The organism is Arthrobacter sp. Cza30 (assembly GCF_059090765.1).
On record NZ_JBNHGA010000004.1, the window covers coordinates 513,271 to 531,983 of the forward strand.

At 70.8% G+C, this 18,713-nt stretch carries 18 protein-coding genes; 10 read left to right on the top strand and 8 right to left on the bottom strand.

Annotated elements, in window-relative coordinates; genetic code table 11:
• On the bottom strand, nucleotides 1–546 hold the full coding sequence (locus AC5RVZ_RS16045; RefSeq protein WP_494066762.1) for a ribose-5-phosphate isomerase: 546 nt from the start codon (nucleotides 544–546) through the stop codon (nucleotides 1–3).
• Between the two features lie 44 nt (nucleotides 547–590).
• Nucleotides 591–1,790: a ferrochelatase gene (locus tag AC5RVZ_RS16050; RefSeq protein ID WP_494066763.1), complete on the bottom strand. Its 1,200-nt coding sequence runs from the start codon at nucleotides 1,788–1,790 to the stop codon at nucleotides 591–593.
• A 180-nt stretch (nucleotides 1,791–1,970) separates the two neighbouring features.
• Here AC5RVZ_RS16050 and pepN point away from each other — a divergent pair, with 180 nt between their 5' ends.
• The 8 genes from pepN (at nucleotide 1,971) to AC5RVZ_RS16090 (ending at nucleotide 11,717) form a co-directional block, all read left to right on the top strand.
• Nucleotides 1,971–4,517 (top strand): aminopeptidase N, encoded by a 2,547-nt coding sequence (gene pepN / locus AC5RVZ_RS16055; RefSeq protein WP_494066764.1) that lies wholly within the window; start codon nucleotides 1,971–1,973, stop codon nucleotides 4,515–4,517.
• A 141-nt stretch (nucleotides 4,518–4,658) separates the two neighbouring features.
• Nucleotides 4,659–5,570: an ABC transporter ATP-binding protein gene (locus AC5RVZ_RS16060; RefSeq protein WP_494066765.1), complete on the top strand. Its 912-nt coding sequence runs from the start codon at nucleotides 4,659–4,661 to the stop codon at nucleotides 5,568–5,570.
• Nucleotides 5,567–6,370: an ABC transporter permease subunit gene (locus AC5RVZ_RS16065; protein ID WP_494066766.1), complete on the top strand. Its 804-nt coding sequence runs from the start codon at nucleotides 5,567–5,569 to the stop codon at nucleotides 6,368–6,370. The genes AC5RVZ_RS16060 and AC5RVZ_RS16065 overlap by 4 nt, the downstream gene beginning before the upstream one ends.
• A 10-nt stretch (nucleotides 6,371–6,380) precedes the next feature.
• Complete coding sequence (locus AC5RVZ_RS16070; protein WP_494066767.1) at nucleotides 6,381–7,673, top strand: sensor histidine kinase; 1,293 nt, start codon at nucleotides 6,381–6,383, stop codon at nucleotides 7,671–7,673.
• Nucleotides 7,670–8,386, top strand: coding sequence for a response regulator (locus AC5RVZ_RS16075; protein ID WP_494066768.1), 717 nt, complete (start codon nucleotides 7,670–7,672; stop codon nucleotides 8,384–8,386). Before AC5RVZ_RS16070 ends, AC5RVZ_RS16075 begins: the two co-directional genes overlap by 4 nt.
• A gap of 46 nt (nucleotides 8,387–8,432) precedes the next feature.
• Nucleotides 8,433–9,545, top strand: coding sequence for a mechanosensitive ion channel family protein (locus AC5RVZ_RS16080; RefSeq protein WP_494066769.1), 1,113 nt, complete (start codon nucleotides 8,433–8,435; stop codon nucleotides 9,543–9,545).
• Nucleotides 9,542–10,021, top strand: a complete 480-nt coding sequence (locus AC5RVZ_RS16085) for a globin (RefSeq protein WP_494066770.1) — start codon at nucleotides 9,542–9,544, stop codon at nucleotides 10,019–10,021. The genes AC5RVZ_RS16080 and AC5RVZ_RS16085 overlap by 4 nt, the downstream gene beginning before the upstream one ends.
• Nucleotides 10,022–10,049: 28 nt before the next feature.
• Nucleotides 10,050–11,717: an FAD-binding dehydrogenase gene (locus AC5RVZ_RS16090; RefSeq protein ID WP_494066771.1), complete on the top strand. Its 1,668-nt coding sequence runs from the start codon at nucleotides 10,050–10,052 to the stop codon at nucleotides 11,715–11,717.
• A 2-nt stretch (nucleotides 11,718–11,719) separates the two neighbouring features.
• On the opposite strand, the gene AC5RVZ_RS16095 is transcribed toward AC5RVZ_RS16090, so the two are convergent.
• Nucleotides 11,720–12,397, bottom strand: coding sequence for a DUF8185 domain-containing protein (locus tag AC5RVZ_RS16095; RefSeq protein ID WP_494066772.1), 678 nt, complete (start codon nucleotides 12,395–12,397; stop codon nucleotides 11,720–11,722).
• 97 nt (nucleotides 12,398–12,494) lie between these two features.
• Here AC5RVZ_RS16095 and AC5RVZ_RS16100 point away from each other — a divergent pair, with 97 nt between their 5' ends.
• Nucleotides 12,495–13,355, top strand: a complete 861-nt coding sequence (locus AC5RVZ_RS16100; protein WP_494066998.1) for an acyl-CoA thioesterase — start codon at nucleotides 12,495–12,497, stop codon at nucleotides 13,353–13,355.
• A gap of 6 nt (nucleotides 13,356–13,361) precedes the next feature.
• Here the strand turns inward: AC5RVZ_RS16100 and AC5RVZ_RS16105 are convergent, their stop codons facing one another.
• The 4 genes from AC5RVZ_RS16105 to ssb form a co-directional block, all read right to left on the bottom strand.
• Nucleotides 13,362–13,877 carry an acyl-CoA thioesterase gene (locus AC5RVZ_RS16105; protein ID WP_494066773.1) on the bottom strand — a complete coding sequence of 172 codons (516 nt, stop codon included), beginning with the start codon at nucleotides 13,875–13,877 and terminating at the stop codon, nucleotides 13,362–13,364.
• Nucleotides 13,870–15,549: an energy-dependent translational throttle protein EttA gene (gene ettA, locus AC5RVZ_RS16110; protein ID WP_494066774.1), complete on the bottom strand. Its 1,680-nt coding sequence runs from the start codon at nucleotides 15,547–15,549 to the stop codon at nucleotides 13,870–13,872. The genes AC5RVZ_RS16105 and ettA overlap by 8 nt, the downstream gene beginning before the upstream one ends.
• 87 nt (nucleotides 15,550–15,636) lie before the next feature.
• Complete coding sequence (locus AC5RVZ_RS16115) at nucleotides 15,637–16,158, bottom strand: DUF6993 domain-containing protein (RefSeq protein WP_494066775.1); 522 nt, start codon at nucleotides 16,156–16,158, stop codon at nucleotides 15,637–15,639.
• Nucleotides 16,159–16,195: 37 nt separating this feature from the next.
• Nucleotides 16,196–16,792 (bottom strand): single-stranded DNA-binding protein, encoded by a 597-nt coding sequence (ssb, locus tag AC5RVZ_RS16120; RefSeq protein WP_494066776.1) that lies wholly within the window; start codon nucleotides 16,790–16,792, stop codon nucleotides 16,196–16,198.
• A 218-nt stretch (nucleotides 16,793–17,010) separates the two neighbouring features.
• On the opposite strand from ssb, the gene AC5RVZ_RS16125 reads away from it, so the two are divergent.
• Entirely contained in the window at nucleotides 17,011–17,271 is a 261-nt protein-coding gene (locus AC5RVZ_RS16125; RefSeq protein WP_494066777.1) for a hypothetical protein, read from the top strand.
• A 17-nt stretch (nucleotides 17,272–17,288) separates the two neighbouring features.
• Here AC5RVZ_RS16125 and yczR read toward each other — a convergent pair whose 3' ends face one another.
• Nucleotides 17,289–18,713 (bottom strand): MocR-like transcription factor YczR, encoded by a 1,425-nt coding sequence (gene yczR, locus AC5RVZ_RS16130; RefSeq protein WP_494066778.1) that lies wholly within the window; start codon nucleotides 18,711–18,713, stop codon nucleotides 17,289–17,291.

Here is an 18,713-nt window from a genome sequence, read left to right on the forward strand (position 1 = left end):
TCAGCCTGCTTCTGGATCGAATGAGCTCTCGTCGGCGTCGAGGACGTCCGCGGTGCCCGCGCCGGCGCGGGGGTCCGGCGCCAGCGTGCCGTCCTGCTCGTACGCCGCCAGCTGCGCGATGCGCCGCGCGTGGCGCTCCTCGCCCGAGAAGGGCGTCTCGATGAAACGGTCGATGAACGACACCGCCTCGTCGAAGGTGTGCTGCCGCGCGCCGATCGCGATGACATTGGCGTCGTTGTGCTCGCGCGCCAGCTCCGCCGTGGCGATGCTCCACACCAGCGCCGCGCGGGCGCCGTGCACCTTGTTGGCCGCCATCTGCTCGCCGTTGCCGGAGCCGCCGAAGACGACGCCGAGCGTCTCGATCCCCGCAGTCTGATCGCGCACGACCGCCTGTGCCGCCCGGATGCAGAAGGCCGGGTAGTCGTCGAGCGGGTCGTACTCGACCGGCCCGTGGTCGACGACCTCGTGGCCGGCTGCGGCGAGATGGTGCTGCAGCTGCGTCGAGAATTCCAGCCCGGCGTGGTCGGTCGCGATGTGGATGCGCATGGGCTCAATCCTAGAGAGAAGGGGGTGGCGAGCGGATGCCGCTGCTACGGGGCGAGCCCCGCCGCAGCGGGCTTGAACCCGGCCCGGATGTTCTCGCAGCAGGCCGGCCGGCACACGTCGAACCAGGGGCCGAGCGCGGTGGCATGGGGACGCTCCGCGACGGGGGTGCCGTTGAGCCGTTCCTCGACGAGGTCGACCAGCCCGGCGACGAACGCCGGGTCGACGCCCGGTGTGGGGGTGCGCACGGCCCGCAGACCCACCTGCTCGGCGGCATCCATCGCCTCGGTGTCGAGGTCCCACAGGACCTCCATGTGGTCGCTCACGAAGCCCAGCGGCACGATCACGACGGCCTGCACGCCCGCACCGGGAAGCTCTGCGATGACGTCATTGACGTCGGGCTCGAGCCAGGGCTGCGTGGGCGGGCCGGAGCGCGACTGGTACACCAGGTCCCATTCGACCGCCGCGGCGCCCGGGATGTCCTGTGCGACGGCGGCCATCACGACCTCGGCGACAGCGAGGTGCTGAGCGGCGTACGCGCCGCCGGCTCCCAGATCGCGGTGCAGCGGGTCCCCCTCGCGGGGACCGGAGCGTTCGGCATCCGCGGTCGGGATGCTGTGCGTCGAGAACAGGACCCGCAGCCCGTCGGCGGGGACACCGTCGGAGAGGAATCCGCCCACGGCGTCACGCACGCCGTCGACGAAGGGCTGGACGAAACCGGGGTGATCGAAGAACTGGCGCACCTTGTCGATCGTCACCGTCTCGGACAGGCCGGTCTCGGTGAGCACACGCGCGAAGTCCTCGCGGTACTGCCGGCAGCTCGAGAAGGACGAGTAGGCGCTCGTGGCGAGTCCGAGCAGCGTCGTGTCGCCGGCCTCGGCTGCCTCCTTCACGGCCTCTTCGAGGTACGGCGACCAGTTGCGGTTCCCCCAGTACACCGGGAGGTCGATGCCACGGCGCGCGAGCTCCGCCTCGAGCGCGGCCTTCAGCGCCCGGTTCTGCGCGTTGATCGGGCTGACGCCGTCGAAGTGCCGATAGTGGTGCGCGACCTCCTCGAGGCGCTCGTCCGGGATGCCGCGCCCACGGGTGACGTTGCGCAGGAACGGGATCACGTCGTCCTGTCCCTCGGGGCCTCCGAAGCCCGCCAGGAGGATCGCGTCGTACGCGACCGCCTCCTCGACATGCGGGCTGCCGGACGCCGCCGCCGGCGACGCGAAGGGGACGACTCGCTGCTCACGGGATGTCACCCTTCCATCCTGACACCGCGAGCGGAGCTGTTCTCCCACATGCTCCAACGCAGGCGACGCCCTGGAATAGGCTGGGACGGTTGTCGCCGGTGCCAGCAGCGCTCGTGCGGCCGTCGGTTGGACTGCGGCGTGGCCGCGGTCCGGATCGTCCGTCACCCTCACCCACGGGAGCAGAATCAAGTGCCTGGAGAGAACCTCACCCGCATCGAAGCGCAGGAGCGCCGGTCGATCGTCGACACCCAGTCGTACGAGGTCGTGCTCGACCTGACCAGGGGCGCCGAGGTGTTCGGTTCCCGCACCGTCGTGCGCTTCACCGCCACGCCGGGCGCGTCGACGTTCATCGACCTGATCGCGCGCGAGGTGCGCGAGATCACCCTCAACGGCCGTTCCATCGACCCCGGTACCGCCTTCGCCGACTCGCGGATCGCTCTGGAGGACCTTGCGGCCGAGAACGAGCTCGTCGTCGACGCCGACTGCCTGTACACCAACACCGGTGAGGGCCTGCACCGCTTCGTCGATCCCGTCGACGGCGAGGTGTATCTGTACTCGCAGTTCGAGGTGCCCGACTCCCGCCGGATGTACGCGGTGTTCGAGCAGCCGGATCTGAAGGCCACGTTCCAGTTCACCGTGACGGCGCCGGAGTCGTGGAAGGTCGTCTCGAACTCGCCCACCCCCGAGCCGCAGACGCTCGGCGACGGCACGGCGACGTGGACCTTCGAGCCGACCCCGCGCATCTCGTCGTACATCACCGCGCTCATCGCCGGACCCTACGAGGCCACGTTCTCGGAGCTCACCAGCGCGTCCGGACGGGTCATCCCGCTCGGTGTGTACGCCCGCCGGAGTCTGTGGCAGCACCTGGACGCCGACTACATCTTCGAGAAGACCCGGCAGGGCTTCGCGTACTTCGAGGACAAGTTCGACTACCCGTACCCGTTCGCGAAGTACGACCAGCTGTTCGTCCCCGAGTTCAACGCCGGCGCGATGGAGAACGCCGGCGCCGTCACGTTCACCGAGACCTATGTGTTCCGATCGAAGGTGACCGACGCCGTCAAGGAGCGTCGGGTCGTGACGATCCTCCACGAGCTCGCCCACATGTGGTTCGGCGACCTCGTCACCATGAAGTGGTGGAACGACCTCTGGCTCAACGAGTCGTTCGCCGAGTGGGCCTCCACCATCGCCACGGCCGAGGCGACGGAATGGACCGAGGCGTGGACCACCTTCAACGCCATGGAGAAGACGTGGGCGTACCGGCAGGACCAGCTGCCCTCGACCCACCCTGTGGTCGCCCAGATCAACGACCTCGAGGATGTGCAGGTCAACTTCGACGGCATCACCTACGCCAAGGGCGGCTCGGTGCTCAAGCAGCTGGCCGCCTGGGTGGGCATCGATGAGTTCTTCGCGGGCGTCGCGGCGTACTTCAAGAAGCACGAGTGGTCCAACACCGAGCTGACCGATCTGCTCGTCGAGCTGGAGGCCACCAGCGGCCGCGACCTGTCGACCTGGTCCAGGAAGTGGCTGGAGACCGCCGGGGTGAACACGCTGTCGCCCGAGATCCGCTCGGACGCCGACGGCACCATCACGCGGTTCGCGATCGTGCAGACCGCGCCCGCGGACTACCCCACGATCCGCCCCCATCGCCTGGGTGTCGGGTTCTACGACCTGCAGGGTGACGCGCTGGTGCGCGTCCACCGCGTCGAGCTCGACGTCGACGGCGACCTGACCGAGGTGCCGGAGCTGAAGGGACGCAAGCGTCCCGACCTCGTGCTGCTGAACGACCACGACCTGGCCTACGCCAAGATCCGCCTCGACGACCGGTCGCTCGCCACGGCGATCGACCACCTCGCGAAGATCAGCGACCCGCTGGCCCGGTCGCTGGTGTGGGGCGCCGCCTGGGACCAGACGCGGGACGCCGAGGCGTCCGCGTCCGACTACGTGGACCTGGTGCTTCGGAACATCGGCTCCGAGACGGAGTCGACAACGGTCCGCACCACGCTCGCCCAGCTGCTGCTGGCGGCGAACTCGTACGTCGCTCCGGACCGGCGCGACCTCACGCGTGAGAAGGTCGCCGACGCGCTGTGGGAGCTCGCACAGAGCGCGCCTCCCGGCAGCGACAGCCAGCTGCAGTTCGTGACCGCGTTCGCGAGCGCCGCAGCGACATCGGGGCAGTGGGAGAAGGTGCGCCAGGTCCGTGACGGCGAGGTGACCTTCGCCGGCCTCGACATCGACACCGACCTCTCGTGGCAGCTGCTTGTTTCGCTGGCTGCCGGCGGACTCGTGACGACGGCCGACATCGACGCGGCGCTCGAGGCCGACAACACCGCGAAGGGCGGCGAGTTCGCGGCCCAGGCGAAGGCGGCGCTCCCTACCCCCGAGGCGAAGGCCGCGGCCTGGTCCTCGCTCGTCGAGCGGGACGATCTGCCGAACACGATCGTGCGGTCGGCCGCGCTCGGCTTCGTCCACCCCGCCGGCCGCGAGCTGCTGACCTCGTATGTCGGGCCGTACTTCGACAGCGTCCTGCCGATCTGGAATTCGCGCACCTACAAGATCGCCGAGTACCTCATCGCCGGGCTCTACCCCGCGCCGCTGGCGAACATCGAGCTGCGCGACGCCACCCGCCGGTGGCTGGAGGCGAACGGGGACGCCGCGCCGGCGCTGCGTCGCCTGGTGGCCGAGAACCTCGCGGGCGTCGAGCGGGCCCTGTCGGTGCAGGAGCGCGACGCCGAATAGCCCGTGTTCCGGATGCCTCGGCCCGTGGACGACGGCCCGGGGCATCCGTCACCTGCGGCACCTGGGTACCGGTCGCCGGGCCCCGGAGATCGTCCCGCGGGTGGATGCACCGACGAGACGCGCGCTCCTAGCGTGGAGTGCATGATCGTTGCAGAACAGCTCACCAAGCGCTTCGGTGACAGGACAGCCGTCTCGAACGTGTCGTTCACCGTCCAGCCCGGGAAGGTCACGGGATTCCTCGGTCCGAACGGCGCCGGGAAGTCCACGACGATGCGCATGATCGTCGGTCTCGACAGTCCCACCTCCGGAACCGTCACGGTCGGCGGCGCGGCCTATGGCCGACTTCGCGCTCCTCTCACCGAGGTGGGCGTCCTGCTGGATGCCAAGGCCGTGCACACCGGACGCTCCGCGCGCAACCACCTGCGCGCCATGGCTGCCACCCACGGCATCGGACGCCGCCGGGTGGACGAGGTGATCGAGCTGACCGGCATCGGGTCGGTCGCGGGAAAGAGAGCAGGGAAGTTCTCACTGGGTATGGGTCAGCGTCTCGGGATCGCGGCCGCCCTGCTCGGCGACCCCCGCACGCTCATCCTTGACGAGCCGGTGAACGGCCTCGACCCCGAGGGCGTGCGCTGGGTGCGGCAGTTCGTCCGTCACCTCGCCGCAGAGGGCCGCACGGTGCTCCTGTCGAGCCACCTGATGAGCGAGATGGCGCAGACGGCGGATCACGTCATCGTCCTGGGCCGCGGCCAGGTCCTGGCCGACGCCGACCTGGCCGAGCTGGTGCGGGCATGGACTTCGCACGCCGTCCTCGTCCGATCGCCGCGCCTGTCCGACCTGGTCGCGGCCGTGGCCGGCCCGGAGGTGACCGTCACCGCGACCACGCCGGGAGTCGCCGAGATCACCGGGGTCACCGCGGCCGCCGTCGGCGACGCCGCGGCCTCGCTCGGGATCCCCGTTCACGAGCTGACGCCCCGCAGCGGATCGCTGGAAGAGGCCTACCTCGCCCTCACCGGGGAAGCCGTCGAATACAAGACCAAGGAGATCGCATGACCGCCCTCGCCACCGCGCCGACGACTCGTTCCGGGGCCGCCTCGTCCTATCGGCTGTCGTTCACCCGACTGCTTCGCAGCGAATGGATCAAGGTCGTCACCGTGCGATCGACCTGGTGGTCGCTGGGAGTCGCGGGCGTGCTGTCCGTCGGCATCTCGACGATGATCGCCGCGGCCTCCTCCGATTTCGGGCCTGGATACCCTGCCGCCAGCGCGATCCTCTCGCCCACGCAGTTCACCATGCTCGTGGCCGGCATCCTCGGCGCGATCGTGATCACCGGCGAGTACTCGACCGGCATGATCCGCTCCACCCTGACCGCCGAGCCCCGCCGCGGCGCGGTCGTCGCGGCGAAGGGCGTCGTGGTCGCGGTGCTCATGGCGCTCACGACGGCGGTCATCTACGCCGCGGCCGTGGTCGCCACCGCGCCGCTCCTGTCCGAGGCGATCGACTGGTCGGAGCCGTCGCGGTCGTTCGTCCCGTTGGCGTTCGGCGTGCTGTCGATGGTCGCTTTCACCCTGATCGGTCTGGGGTTCGGTTTCATCGTGCGCAACGGTGCCGGTGCCATCGCCGCCACCGTCGGTGTGCTGTTCGTGCTGCCGATCGTGTTCAGCCTGTTCTCGATGGCGGGCGAGGGCTGGCAGTGGCTCGTCGACCTCGCGGACTACCTCCCGATGAATGCCGCGGCCACGCTGGCCACTCCGGGCGCGGAGGACATCGTTCCTTCGCTGCTCTCCTTGGGGGGCTGGGTGGCCGGGCCGCTCGTCCTGGGCTGGGCGGTGCTGCGGACGCGCGACGCGTAGAGTCGACCGGATGTCCCGTCGCGACCGTCGAGCGGTCGTCGGTGCCGATCCCGGCACCGACGACGGCTTGCTGCTGCCCCGGGCGCCCGGATTCCTGCGCCGGTTCTGGGCGCGTCATCGCCGGCTGGCCGATGTGCTTGTCGCGGCGGTGGCCTTCCTGCTGTCGGCGCCTGCCGCGACCTTCCGCGGAGCCTTCCCGATACCGCCGACCGCGGTGGAGATCGCATTCGCGATCGTCCTCGTCGCGCTCGCATCTGCGTCGCTCGTGCTCCGCCGCGACCGGCCGCTCATGATCTTCACTGCGACCATGATTCCGGCGGTCGTGCTGCCCCCGAGTCTGGCGCCGGCATCCCACCTCATGCCCGCGTTCGGGCTCTACGCGGTCGCGGTGTACCGATCGACGCGCGCCTGCTGGACCGCCTTCGGGATCGCGTGCGCGGCGCTCGCCGTCTACACCGGTCTGGCCGTGGCGGCGATGCCCGCCGAGTTCGGGTTCCTGGTCTCGACGTTCGTGTCGGCCGTCGTGGCCATGCTCATCGGCGGCCTGATCGGCACCAACGTGGGGGGCCGACGCCGGTACCTGGACGCGCTCATCGATCGGTCTCGGCAGCTGCTCATCGAACGGGACCAGCAGGCGCAGCTCGCGACGGCCGCCGAGCGCACCCGCATCGCGCGCGAGATGCACGACATCGTGTCGCACAACCTCACCGTCGTGGTCGCTCTGGCCGAAGGCGCAGCCGCGACCGCCGACCCGGCGCGCGCCCGCGCCGCGTCCGAGAGCATCGCCGCCACGGCTCGGAGCGCGCTCGAGGAGATGCGTGCGATGCTCGGTGTCCTGCGCGATCCCGATGCGGCCGCCGGAACGCCGCTGGCGCCGTTGGGGTCGGCGACTGTGGCCGACGCCGTCGAGGCCGCGCAGCGGGCCGGCATGCCCGCCGTTCTGCACATCGAGGGCTCGCTCGACGGGCTCCCCGCCGACGTCCGACTGGCCGTCACCCGGATCGTGCAGGAGTCTCTCACGAACGCGATGCGCCACGCGCCGAGCGCCTCCGTCATCGACGTGAACATCGTCGCCCGCGACGAGGCGATCGAGATCGTCGTCTCCAACGACGGCACCCCCACGACTGCCGGCACGCAACGAGCGCGGGCCCGCGGGGGCTACGGCATCCCGGGCCTGCACGAACGGGTCGCGCATGTCGGAGGATCCGTGGAGGTCGGCCCCGCGGGCGGCGACCGCTGGATCGTGCGCGCCTCGCTCCCCCGCCGTCACGCCGCCCCCGTCATCGAGGAGCTCGCGCCGTGACGCACCGCATCCGTGTCCTGCTGGTCGACGATCAGGAGCTCATCCGCGTGGGGTTCCGGCTCGTGCTCGACGCCGAGCCCGACCTCGAGGTGGTCGGCGAGGCTGCAGACGGCGAGGAGGCGCTGCGCGAAGTGGCCGCCCACGAGCCGGATGTCGTGCTGATGGACGTCCGCATGCCGCGCACCGACGGGATCGCCGCCACGCGCCGCATCGTCGACGCTCACCCGGCGACCAGCGTGCTGGTGCTGACCACCTTCGATCTGGACGAGTACGCCTTCGCGGCGCTGGATGCCGGGGCGGGAGGTTTCCTTCTCAAGGACGCGCAGCGGGTGGAGCTGACCGCCGCGATCCGCGCGGTGCATCGCGGCGACGCGGTGCTCGCGCCGCGCGTCACACGACGACTGATCGAGCGGGTGCGCGCCGGTCAGAGCCTGGCCGGGTCCCCGGCGGAGGAAGGATCGGGCGATCCCCTGACGGATCTCACCGAACGCGAACGCGACGTGTTCCTCGCGATCGGCCAAGGGATGACCAACGCGGAGATCGCCCAGCACCTCTACGTGAGCGAGTCCACCGTCAAATCCCATGTCGGACGCGTTCTGGCCAAGGTCGGCGCACGGGATCGCGTCCACGCCGTGATCCTGGCTCATCGGCATCGCCTCGTCGACCCGTCCGCTCCCCTGCCCCCCGGTCCCAGGGACTGGCCGCCAGCCTGAGCGCGGCCACAGGTCGAGCGCCGGACGGATCGTTAGGATCGTGGCGATGTTCCGCGCCGCCTCCGTGACTCCCGTGCCCACCCCCTCCGTCGATCTCACCGACGCCGACTGGTGGGCGAGCGTCGGTGTCTTCTTCGTGCACGTCGGAGGCAAGCTGCTCACGATCGCGGCGATCATCGTCGGTGCCCTCATCCTCGGCTGGATTCTCACGGGCGTCATCCGCCGCGTCGTGAATCGCATCGTCACCGGTGCCAAGTCGAAGGCGAAGGCGGAGGACACCCAGGCGATCGAGCGATCGCCGCTGGCCTCGGTCCGGCTGGTGCAGCGCACCCGCACGCTCGGGTCGATCCTGCACAACATCGTCAACGTCACCATCGTGGTGATCGCGCTTCTGCTGATCATCAACGTCATCGCGCCGTCGGCACTCGGGTCGCTGACGCTGCTCACCGCCGCCGTGGGCGCGGGCCTCGGCTTCGGCGCGCAGAACATCGTGAAGGACGTGCTCAACGGCATCTTCATCGTCGCCGAGGACCAGGTGGGCATCGGCGATGTCGTCGACCTCGGCCTCGCGACCGGCATCGTGGAGTTCGTCAGCGTGCGCGTCACCCACGTCCGCGACGTGAACGGGACCCTCTGGTACGTGCGCAACGGCGAGATCACGCGCATCGGCAACCTGTCGCAGGGCTGGTCGCGCGTCATCATCGACCTGTCGGTCGGCCTGGATGCCGACATCGAGGAGGTCGAGAAGGCGCTGCTGGCGACCGCCAAGGGGCTGGCGAAGGACCCGAAGTGGCGCACGCGCATCCTGGAGCAGCCGGAGGTCTGGGGCCTGGAGTCGATCACCGGCGAGGCGCTGGTGATCCGCCTGGTGATGAAGACGCGGGCCAACGCGAAGGACGACGTGGCGCGCGAACTGCGCATGCGCCTGAAGAAGACCATCGACGAGCTCGGCGTGGCGCTTCCCGCGCTCACGACCGTCATGCCCACGGGCATCGAGGGGGCGCATCGGGTGCGCGGTGCGAACCCGCCGCGGACCAGGCCCACCCCCGTGCCGCCCGCTCCCGAGCGCCCGACCTGGCGCCTGAAGCGCGCGGGGAGGAAGGACGCCGCGTCCACCCCCTCGGACAGCGCACCGCAGACCCCGAAGGACCCGTCATGACCGATGCCACGCCTCTGAGCTTCTACGAGGAGGTCGGCGGCCACGAGACGTTCGTGCGCCTCGTCGATGCCTTCTACCGGGGCGTCGCCGAGGACGACGTGCTGCGCGCGATGTACCCCGAGGAGGACTTCGGGCCCGCCAGGCAGCGGTTGACGCTGTTCCTGGAGCAGTACTGGGGCGGACCGGGCACGTACAGTCAGGAGCGGGGTCATCCGCGTCTGCGGATGCGTCACGCCGCCTTCCACGTCAACCCGGACGCGCGCGACCGCTGGCTCGCCCACATGCGCGTCGCCGTCGACGAGCTGCAGCTGCCTCCGCTGCAGGAGGCGACGCTGTGGGACTATCTGCAGCGGGCCGCCTTCGCCATGGTGAACACCTTCGAGCCGACCGGGATCGGACCGGCTGCCCACGGCCGCGCGACGACATCCCTTCCGCTGACCGCACCCCCGCCGACCGACCCAGGCTCGTCCCACTGACACCGATCCTGCCGACGAAGGAGTCGACATGCCCGCATCCGACACGCACAGCACCGATGTGCTCATCATCGGGTGGGGGCTGGCAGGGCTCGTCGCCGCCTCCGAGGCCGTCGCCGCCGGCAAGCGCGTCATCATCGTCGACCAGGAGCCCCGATCGAATCTCGGCGGCCAGGCATGGTGGTCCTTCGGCGGCCTGTTCTTCGTCGACTCCCCCGAGCAGCGGCGGCTGGGGATCTCTGACTCGCTGGAGCTGGCACGGCAGGACTGGTTCGGCACCGCCGGCTTCGACCGCGAGGACGACCGCTGGCCGCGCCGCTGGGCGGAGGCCTACCTGCAGTTCGCGCATCACGAGAAGCGGTCCTGGCTGCGACAGAAGGGGCTCGGCTTCTTCCCCATCGTGGGGTGGGCAGAGCGCGGCGGCTACACCGCGACCGGTCCCGGCAACTCCGTTCCCCGCTTCCACATCACGTGGGGCACCGGCCCTGGACTGGTCGCCGCGTTCCAGTCGACAGTGGAGGCGGCCGAACACGACCGTCGCGTCGCGGTCCTGCCCCGGCACCGCGTGACGGCGCTCACGACGGCCGGCGGTGTCGTCACCGGCGCCGAAGGCGACATCCTGGCCCCGTCCGGGGCTGCGCGCGGCGTCCCCTCGAGCCGTGAGGCGGTCGGGACGTTCGCGATCACCGCCGGCGCGACGGTCGTGGCGTCCGGCGGCATCGGCGGCAACCACGACATGGTGCGGCGGTGGTGGCCCGACCGGCTCGGCACACCGCCCGCGACGATGGTCGCCGGTGTGCCGGCCTACGTGGACGGCTCGATGCAGACGGCGGCTGCGTCTGCGGGCGCGCGCCTCATCAACGGCGACCGCATGTGGCACTACGTCGAGGGGATCCGCAACTGGGACCCGGTGTGGCCGAACCATGGCATCCGCATCCTTCCGGGGCCGTCCTCGCTGTGGCTGGACGCGACCGGCACGCGTCTGCCGGTGCCGCTCTTCCCGGGTTTCGACACGTTGGGAACCCTCGCGCACTTGCGTGGGACGGGCTACGACCACTCGTGGTTCCTGCTGTCGCAGAAGATCGTCGAGAAGGAGTTCACCCTCTCGGGCAGCGAGCAGAACCCCGACCTGACGGGGAAGGACGTCCGACTGCTCGCGAGATCGCGCCTGGGCAAGGGCGCCGCCGGTCCCGTCCAGGCATTCCTCGACCGTGGCGACGACTTCGTCGTCCGTGACACCCTCGACGATCTGATCGCGGGTATGCGCGCGCTACCGGGCGGGGAGGCGCTGAACCCGGACCGGGTCCGCATCGAGGTCGAGGCCCGCGACCGGGAGATCGAGAACCCGTTCACCAAGGACGCGCAGATCGCCATGCTGCGCTCGGCGAGGGCGTTCCGCGGCGACCGTCTCATCCGGACCGCGACCCCGCATCGGATCCTCGGCCCCGGTGCCGGTCCACTCATCGCCGTGAAGCTCCACGTGCTCACCCGGAAGTCCCTCGGCGGCATCGAGACCGATCTGTCCGGCCGGGCGCTCAGCAGCGCCGGCGAGCCGGTCCCCGGTCTGTACGCGGCCGGTGAGGCCAGCGGCTTCGGCGGCGGTGGTGTCCACGGCTACCGGGCGCTCGAGGGCACCTTCCTGGGCGGATGCCTCTTCACGGGCCGGGTCGCGGGACGCGCCGCGGCGACGGCGGTCTGACCTCAGGCGCTCGGCGGCCCGGTGCGTCGCACGGGTGTGAGGCCCGACACCAGGGGACCCCGGACGAGCACGTGCCCGCGACGCAGGCTCACGCGCGTCCACGCGCCGTTGCCCAGCACCCGCGCCGTCTCGGCACCGCTGATGAACCCGAGTGACAGCGCCGCGAACGCCGTGCCGAGCGGGAGATCGCCCAGCTCGGCGTCCGGCTCCCCCCACACAGCGGCGCGGACGGCGCGCACCGCGTCCTCGCCGGCGTCGACGGGGACCGTGCGGGCGACCTTCGCGATGCCCGCCTGGGCCTTCGCCGCGAGCGTGGATGCCTCGATGCCTCCGCGCTCCTGCCAGCCGCCCCGCGGCGGCGCGACGCCCGCCCAGGCCGGGGAGAGGGCGGTGGCCGGCAGCTCGAGCGCGGAGTCGTCGTCAGCGGCGGCGGCGAGGGCGTCCGGCTCGACGACGAGGTCGCAGACCAGCTCGGGATCGACGGCGAGGGTGCGCAGGGCGAGGACCGTGGGAGTGGCATCGCCCAAGCCACGCGGCGCCAGCGGCGCCGCCGTCATGACGAGCACTCCCCCGCCCGCCTGAAGGCGCACGCCCTCGCTGGTGAAGCGTGCGGCCCGGCCGGCGAACGTGAGCGCGTCGGCGGCAGTGGCGGCATCGGCGAGCAGCAGACGCGGAGTCATCGCCCCCTAAGCTACCAAGCGGGAGCTCGTGCGGACGCCGGCCCCGGGAAGGAGCGCCGTGGAGGACGTCCGCGCGGACGAGGACCCCGTCGCCTCGATGCTGTCGGTGCTCGACCTCAGCGGGTCGGATGCGCGGACCACCGAGGACATCTTCACCGGGGTGTCGCAGTCGATGCCGCTCGGGCGGGTGTACGGCGGTCAGGTGCTCGCGCAGTCGATCGTGGCGGCGGCGCGCACCATTCCGGACGACCGCATCGTGCACTCGATGCACGGCTACTTCCTCCGGCCGGGCGACTCGACACAGGGCATCACGTTCGCGGTCGACCGCATCCACGACGGCCGCTCCTTCTCGACGCGTCGCACGCAGGCCTTCCAGGGCGGCGTGCCGATCTTCTCGATGATCGCGTCGTTCCAGGACGAGGCTCCCGGTCTCGAGCACGCCCAGCCGATGCCCGACGATGTGCCGGCTCCTGACGAGCTTCCCGATGTGGAGGCGCATCTGCACGGCCTGCACCCCATGTCCAAGCGGCTGTTCACCGATCGACCCGTGGACCTCCGCCACATTCCCTCGCCCATCTACACCACGGTCGAGGGCCGTCGGGAGCCTCGCCAGGCGGTGTGGATGCGGGTGCGGCGCGCGATCCCCGACGAGCCGGGGATCCACCGGGCCGCCCTGGCGTACCTCAGCGACCTCACGATCCAGGAGTCGATCCTGCGCGCGCACGGTGTGGCGTGGCAGACTCCGGGGTTGAAGGTCGCCAGCCTGGACCATGCGATGTGGTGGCACCGGTTCGGCCGGGTCGACGAGTGGATGCTCTACGTCCAGGAGTCCCCGAGCGCCCGCGGCGGCAGGGGCCTCGCGACCGGTCGGATCTACTCCGTCGACGGGCTGCTGCTGGCCAGCGTCGCCCAGGAGATCATGGTGCGGGTTCCCGACGCCGACGATCTCCGGGACTGACGCGACTCAGCGCCGGTGCGCGTAGCGGATCGGCTCCCCGAGGAACGGCTCCCACGCCGCACGCTCCTCGGACGTGAGTCGCAGCGGGCGGCCGCTTGCGGCATCCACCTTCACCACCACTGTCGTCGCGCGCGCGTACAGCGTCTGCCCCGTCTCGCCGGCGGTCTCACGCGGGCTCATGATTTCGTAGCAGACCTCGATGCTCGAGCCGCCCAGCTTGCCGAACCACATCTGCACGTCCAGCGGATGCCGCTGGTACGGCACGGGCGCGAGGTACTCGATCTCCTGGCGCGCGATGAGGGTCAGGACGCCGCTGAAGATGCTCGACTCGAGCACCGCAGTGGGCGGGGCCTGCTCTCCTGCCTCCGGGGTCCAGAACGCGCGGACGCGCGCCTCCTCGAGGAGCTTGAGCATCGCGGTGTTGTTGACGTGATTGAAGGCGTCGAGGTCGCCCCAGCGCAGGTGGATCGGGATGTGGAGGCGGCCGCCGCCAGGGCCGGCCGCCTCCCGCGCCTCAGTCACGGGTGAGCTTGCGGTACGTCGAGCGGTGGGGCTTCGCTGCGTCCGGCCCCAGGCGCGCCACCTTGTTCTCCTCGTAGGCCTCGAAGTTCCCCTCGAACCAGTACCACGCGTCGGGGTCCTCCTCGGTGCCCTCGTAGGCGAGGATGTGCGTCGCGATGCGGTCGAGGAACCACCGGTCGTGGGTGATGACCACCGCGCATCCGGGGAACTCCAGCAGGGCGTTCTCGAGCGACTGCAGCGTCTCGACGTCCAGGTCGTTCGTCGGCTCGTCCAGCAGCAGCAGGTTGCCGCCTTCCTTCAGCGTGAGCGCGAGATTCAGCCGGTTGCGCTCGCCGCCCGAGAGGACACCGGCCTTCTTCTGCTGGTCCGGGCCCTTGAAGCCGAACTTCGAGACGTACGCGCGGGACGGGATCTCGGTCTTTCCGACCGTGATGATGTCGAGGCCGTCGGAGACGACCTCCCACAGGGTCTTGTTGGGGTCGATGTTGGCGCGCGACTGGTCGACGTAGCTGATCTTGACGGTCTCGCCGATCTTCAGGGCGCCGCCGTCCAGCGGCTCGAGCCCCACGATCGTCTTGAAGAGCGTGGTCTTGCCCACGCCGTTGGGGCCGATCACACCGACGATGCCGTTCGGCGGGAGGCTGAAGCTGAGCCCGTCGATGAGGGAGCGACCGTCGAAGCCCTTCTGAAGGTTCTTCGCCTCGATCACGACGCTGCCCAGGCGCGGCCCCGGGGGGATCTGGATCTCCTCGAAGTCGAGCTTGCGGGTGCGCTCGGCCTCCGCCGCCATCTCCTCGTAGCGAGCCAGGCGGGCCTTGGACTTGGCCTGGCGGCCCTTGGCGTTCGAGCGCACCCAGTCGAGCTCCTCCGCGAGGCGCTTGGCGAGCTTGGCGTCCTTCTTGCCCTGCACCTCCAGACGCTCGGCCTTCTTCTCGAGGTAGGTCGAGTAGTTGCCCTCGTACCCGATGAGCCGCCCGCGATCGACCTCGGCGATCCACTCGGCGACGTTGTCGAGGAAGTAGCGGTCGTGGGTGATCGCGATCACGGCGCCGGGGTACTTCTGCAGGTGCTGCTCCAGCCACAGCACGCTCTCGGCGTCGAGGTGGTTCGTGGGCTCGTCCAGCAGCAGCAGGTCCGGCTTCTGCAGCAGCAGCTTGGTGAGCGCGACCCGGCGCTTCTCGCCTCCCGAGAGGTTCTGCACGGAGGCGTCACCGGGAGGCGTGCGCAGCGCGTCCATCGCCTGCTCGAGCTGGGAGTCGAGGTCCCATGCGTCCGCGGCGTCGATCTCCTCCTGGAGCGTCCCCATCTCGGCCAGGAGCGCGTCGAAGTCGGCGTCCGGGTCGGACATCAGGCCCGAGATCTCGTTGAAACGGTCGACCTTGGCCTTGATCGCGATGCCCTCCTGGATGTTCTCCAGCACCGTCTTGGACTCGTCGAGCTCCGGCTCCTGCATGAGGATGCCGACCGAGAATCCAGGGCTCAGCTTCGCCTCGCCGTTGGAAGGCTGATCGAGGCCGGCCATGATCTTGAGGATCGTCGACTTGCCGGCGCCGTTGGGCCCGACCATGCCGATCTTCGCTCCGGGCAGGAACGCCATCGTGACGTCGTCGAGGATCAGCTTCTCACCGACCGCCTTGCGGGCGCGGACCATCTGGTAGATGTACTCAGCCATGCGGGTTTCTGCTCTCCTTGCGCTACAGACGTCAACGTCCCAGCCTACCGGCCGGACGGCCGAGGCCGTCCCCGGCCGGCGCCGTGGTCACCAGTCGATCGGCCGGGTCTGGCCGATCAGGCACCCGCCCTCCGCAAGCGCCGCGACGATGGCCGTGACCGGCTCTCCCGTGGCAGGGCCCACCTGGCCCACCAGGCACTGGTCGCCCCACTGCACCGAGAACTGGATGCTCTCGGCCGGATTGCCGACCGTCGAGGTGTCATCGGTGACCTGCATGGCCCCCTTGTCGAAGCCGGCGGAGGCGAGCGCGTCGATGTACGCGCGCCCGGATGCGCGCTGCTCGGATGCCCATACGCGCGCGGTGACATCCGCGAACACCGGCAGGTTGTCGGCGGCGGAGCCGTCGGGAACGATGGTGGGCGCGGCAGCGGGCGTCTGGGTCGTCCCCGGGGACGGCGAGACCTGCGTCGTCGGTGCCGCCGGCGGCCCCGACGGTTCGGCCGCGCATCCGGCCAGGACGAACAGGGGCAGCGTCGCGGCGATCAGCGCCTTCCACCGCGGAAGCACCCGAGTGGGCGGGTCCGCGCGAACGTCGTGTCGTCGGGGCACGGTGAGAGTCTAGAGCGCACCCGGAGCCGGCCCACCGTCAGAACGGCGTCTCCGCGTCGGCTGTCACGAGCTCACGGGTCGACGGCCCGCCGGGCGCGTGCGCCGCCGACGGCGCGTCGGAGAGGGACTTCGGTTCGGTCGCCGCACCGCTTCGCACGCCGCCGGGAGAACCCAGTCCGGCGGTGTCCACGCCCGGCGCCGCCCAGTCGTCCGCGCTTTCGACGGCCCAGTCGCCGGAGGAGCCCTCCTGTCCCGATCCCGGCGCACGGCGGTCATCCTTCACGAACGTCGTGGTGCCCCACCGCAGATCGTGTCCGACGGCGTCGGCGTCGATCTCCACCGCCAGGCCCTTCTTCGTCTCGGTCTCCCAGGCCCGCAGTCGCAGCCGCCCCGACACCAGGACGCGATCCCCTTTGCGCAGGGACGCGAACGCGTGGTCGGCGAGAGCGCGGAACGCCGAGACGGTGTACCAGTTGGTCCCGTCGTCGACCCACGTCCCCGCGGCGCGGTCATAGCGCCACTGCTTGCTGCCGACGCGGAACGTCGCGATCGCGACACCGCCGGGCGTTCGTCGCAGCTCGGGATCCGCGGCGAGGTTGCCGGTGATCGTGATGGTGTCCCGCATGTCGCTCATGTCGCATCCTTTCGATGGCCGGAGACCCTCTCCGGCCCCGCCGGCGCCGCGTGCCCGCACGACGCCGGCGGTGGACCCAGCCTCTCCTCGAATCGACGCACAACTCCGAGTGGCGCCGGATCTGGGGAAAGCCGGAGCGGCGCACGCCCTGGGGAGGAGGCGGTGCGACGATCTCGATGTCGGTGGTCGTACATAGGTTCGAATCGAGAGGAGAAGACATGCCAGTCACCACTCGTGAGAACATCCCGACACCGGCGGTCCCACCAGGCGTGCCGCTCCGGCTCGCGCCCGCCGCGCCGTCGCTGTGGCGTGTCATGGACCGCAGCGGTCGCGTGATCGGACACCTGCAGGCCCTCGCCGCGGCCGGGGGCGTCAGGTTCCGGGCGCGGCGGTTCCACCCACCCTCGCGCAGCTTCCGCGACCTGGGCGAGTTCTGGAGCGTGACCGACGCCCTCGACTGCGTCCGCTTCGCACGCTGAGGCGCCGCTCACGCGGCTCAGACGACGGCGCCCACCGGATCGACCACCGCCATCGGTGCCGCCGACGTCACCTGCTCCCACGCCTCCGCCAGCACCTCGGCCGCACGCGTCAGTTCCTCCGGGGGTGCCGTGAAGGGTATGCGAAGACGCCGGTCATGGCCGCCGTCGATGGAGAAACGCGGACCCGCCGTCAGAAGCACGCCCCGGGAGCGCGCCTCGATGACGAGCGCCGAACTCAGCGGCGCGTGCAGCCCCAGCCACAGGGCGACGCCGCCGTGCACCTGCGGCAGGCGCCACCGGGGAAGGTGGAGCGTGAGCGCGTCCACGAGGGCGTCGCGGCCGGCCCGCAGCAGCGTGGATCGTTGCGCGACGATCGTGTCGAGTTCCGAGAGCACCCGCGCGGCGACCTCCTGCTCCAGCTCCGGCGTTCCGAGGTCGTGCGCCGGGCGCGCGGCGACGAGGCGGCGGATCAGCTCCCCCTCGGCGCGGACCCATCCGACGCGCAGACCGCCCCAGACCGTCTTGCCGAGGGAGCCGATGCGCACGACGCTTCCCGGTTCGCCGCCTTGGAATCCGGGGGGAACCGGCCCGCGGTCGATGTCGAGGTCCGCCGTCGTCTCGTCCAGGACGACCACCGTCCCGGCGCGCTCGGCAGCGAGAAGGATCGTGTCGCGCTCGTGAGGGCTCATCGTGCGACCGGTCGGGTTCTGGAAGTCCGGCATGAGATACGCCATCACCGGCAGGGTTCTTGCGAACGCCTGCTCCGCTCGCTCCAGGTCCCAGCCGTCGTCGACGCTCACCGGCACGCCGACCAGTCGCGCACCCGCCCGGCGGAGCGCATCGACCGCGTGCGGATACGTCGGAGTCTCGGCGAGAACCCGGTCACCGCGCCCGAGGAGGACCGACGACACGAGATGGATGGCGCTCTGGGCGCCGGTGGTGACCAGCACCTCGTCGGGCGTCGTCGGGATCCCTCGCTGCTCGTAGCGGCGCGCGATCGCGGCTCGCAGCTCGGGTCGGCCGAGCACGTCGTAGCCGACGCGTGCGACCAGCGACGGAGCCGCGGACGCCACCTCCGCGATCACGCCCGCCAGCCCCGGCCATGCCGGCGGACTCGCCTGCTGCAGGTCGATCATGCCGTCGCCGGGGTATGCGCGCCCGGGGTCGCGGCTGCCGAGCGGGCGGGTCACGCTGCCGGATCCGCGCAGGCTCCGGATATGGCCTGTCTCCCGGAGGCTCCGGTACGCCGCTGCGACGGTGCTGCGGCTGACCTGGAGGGCCGTGGCGAGCTCCCGCTCCGCAGGGAGAGACGTGCGCGGCGCGATCCTGTTGTCCAGGCACAGCAGCCGGATGCCGTCGGCCAGCGCCTCGTACGCCGGCTCTCTGGTCCGCCATCCGCCCAGAGCGTTGGCCAAGGTCCGAGCCGACACACGGGAATCCAT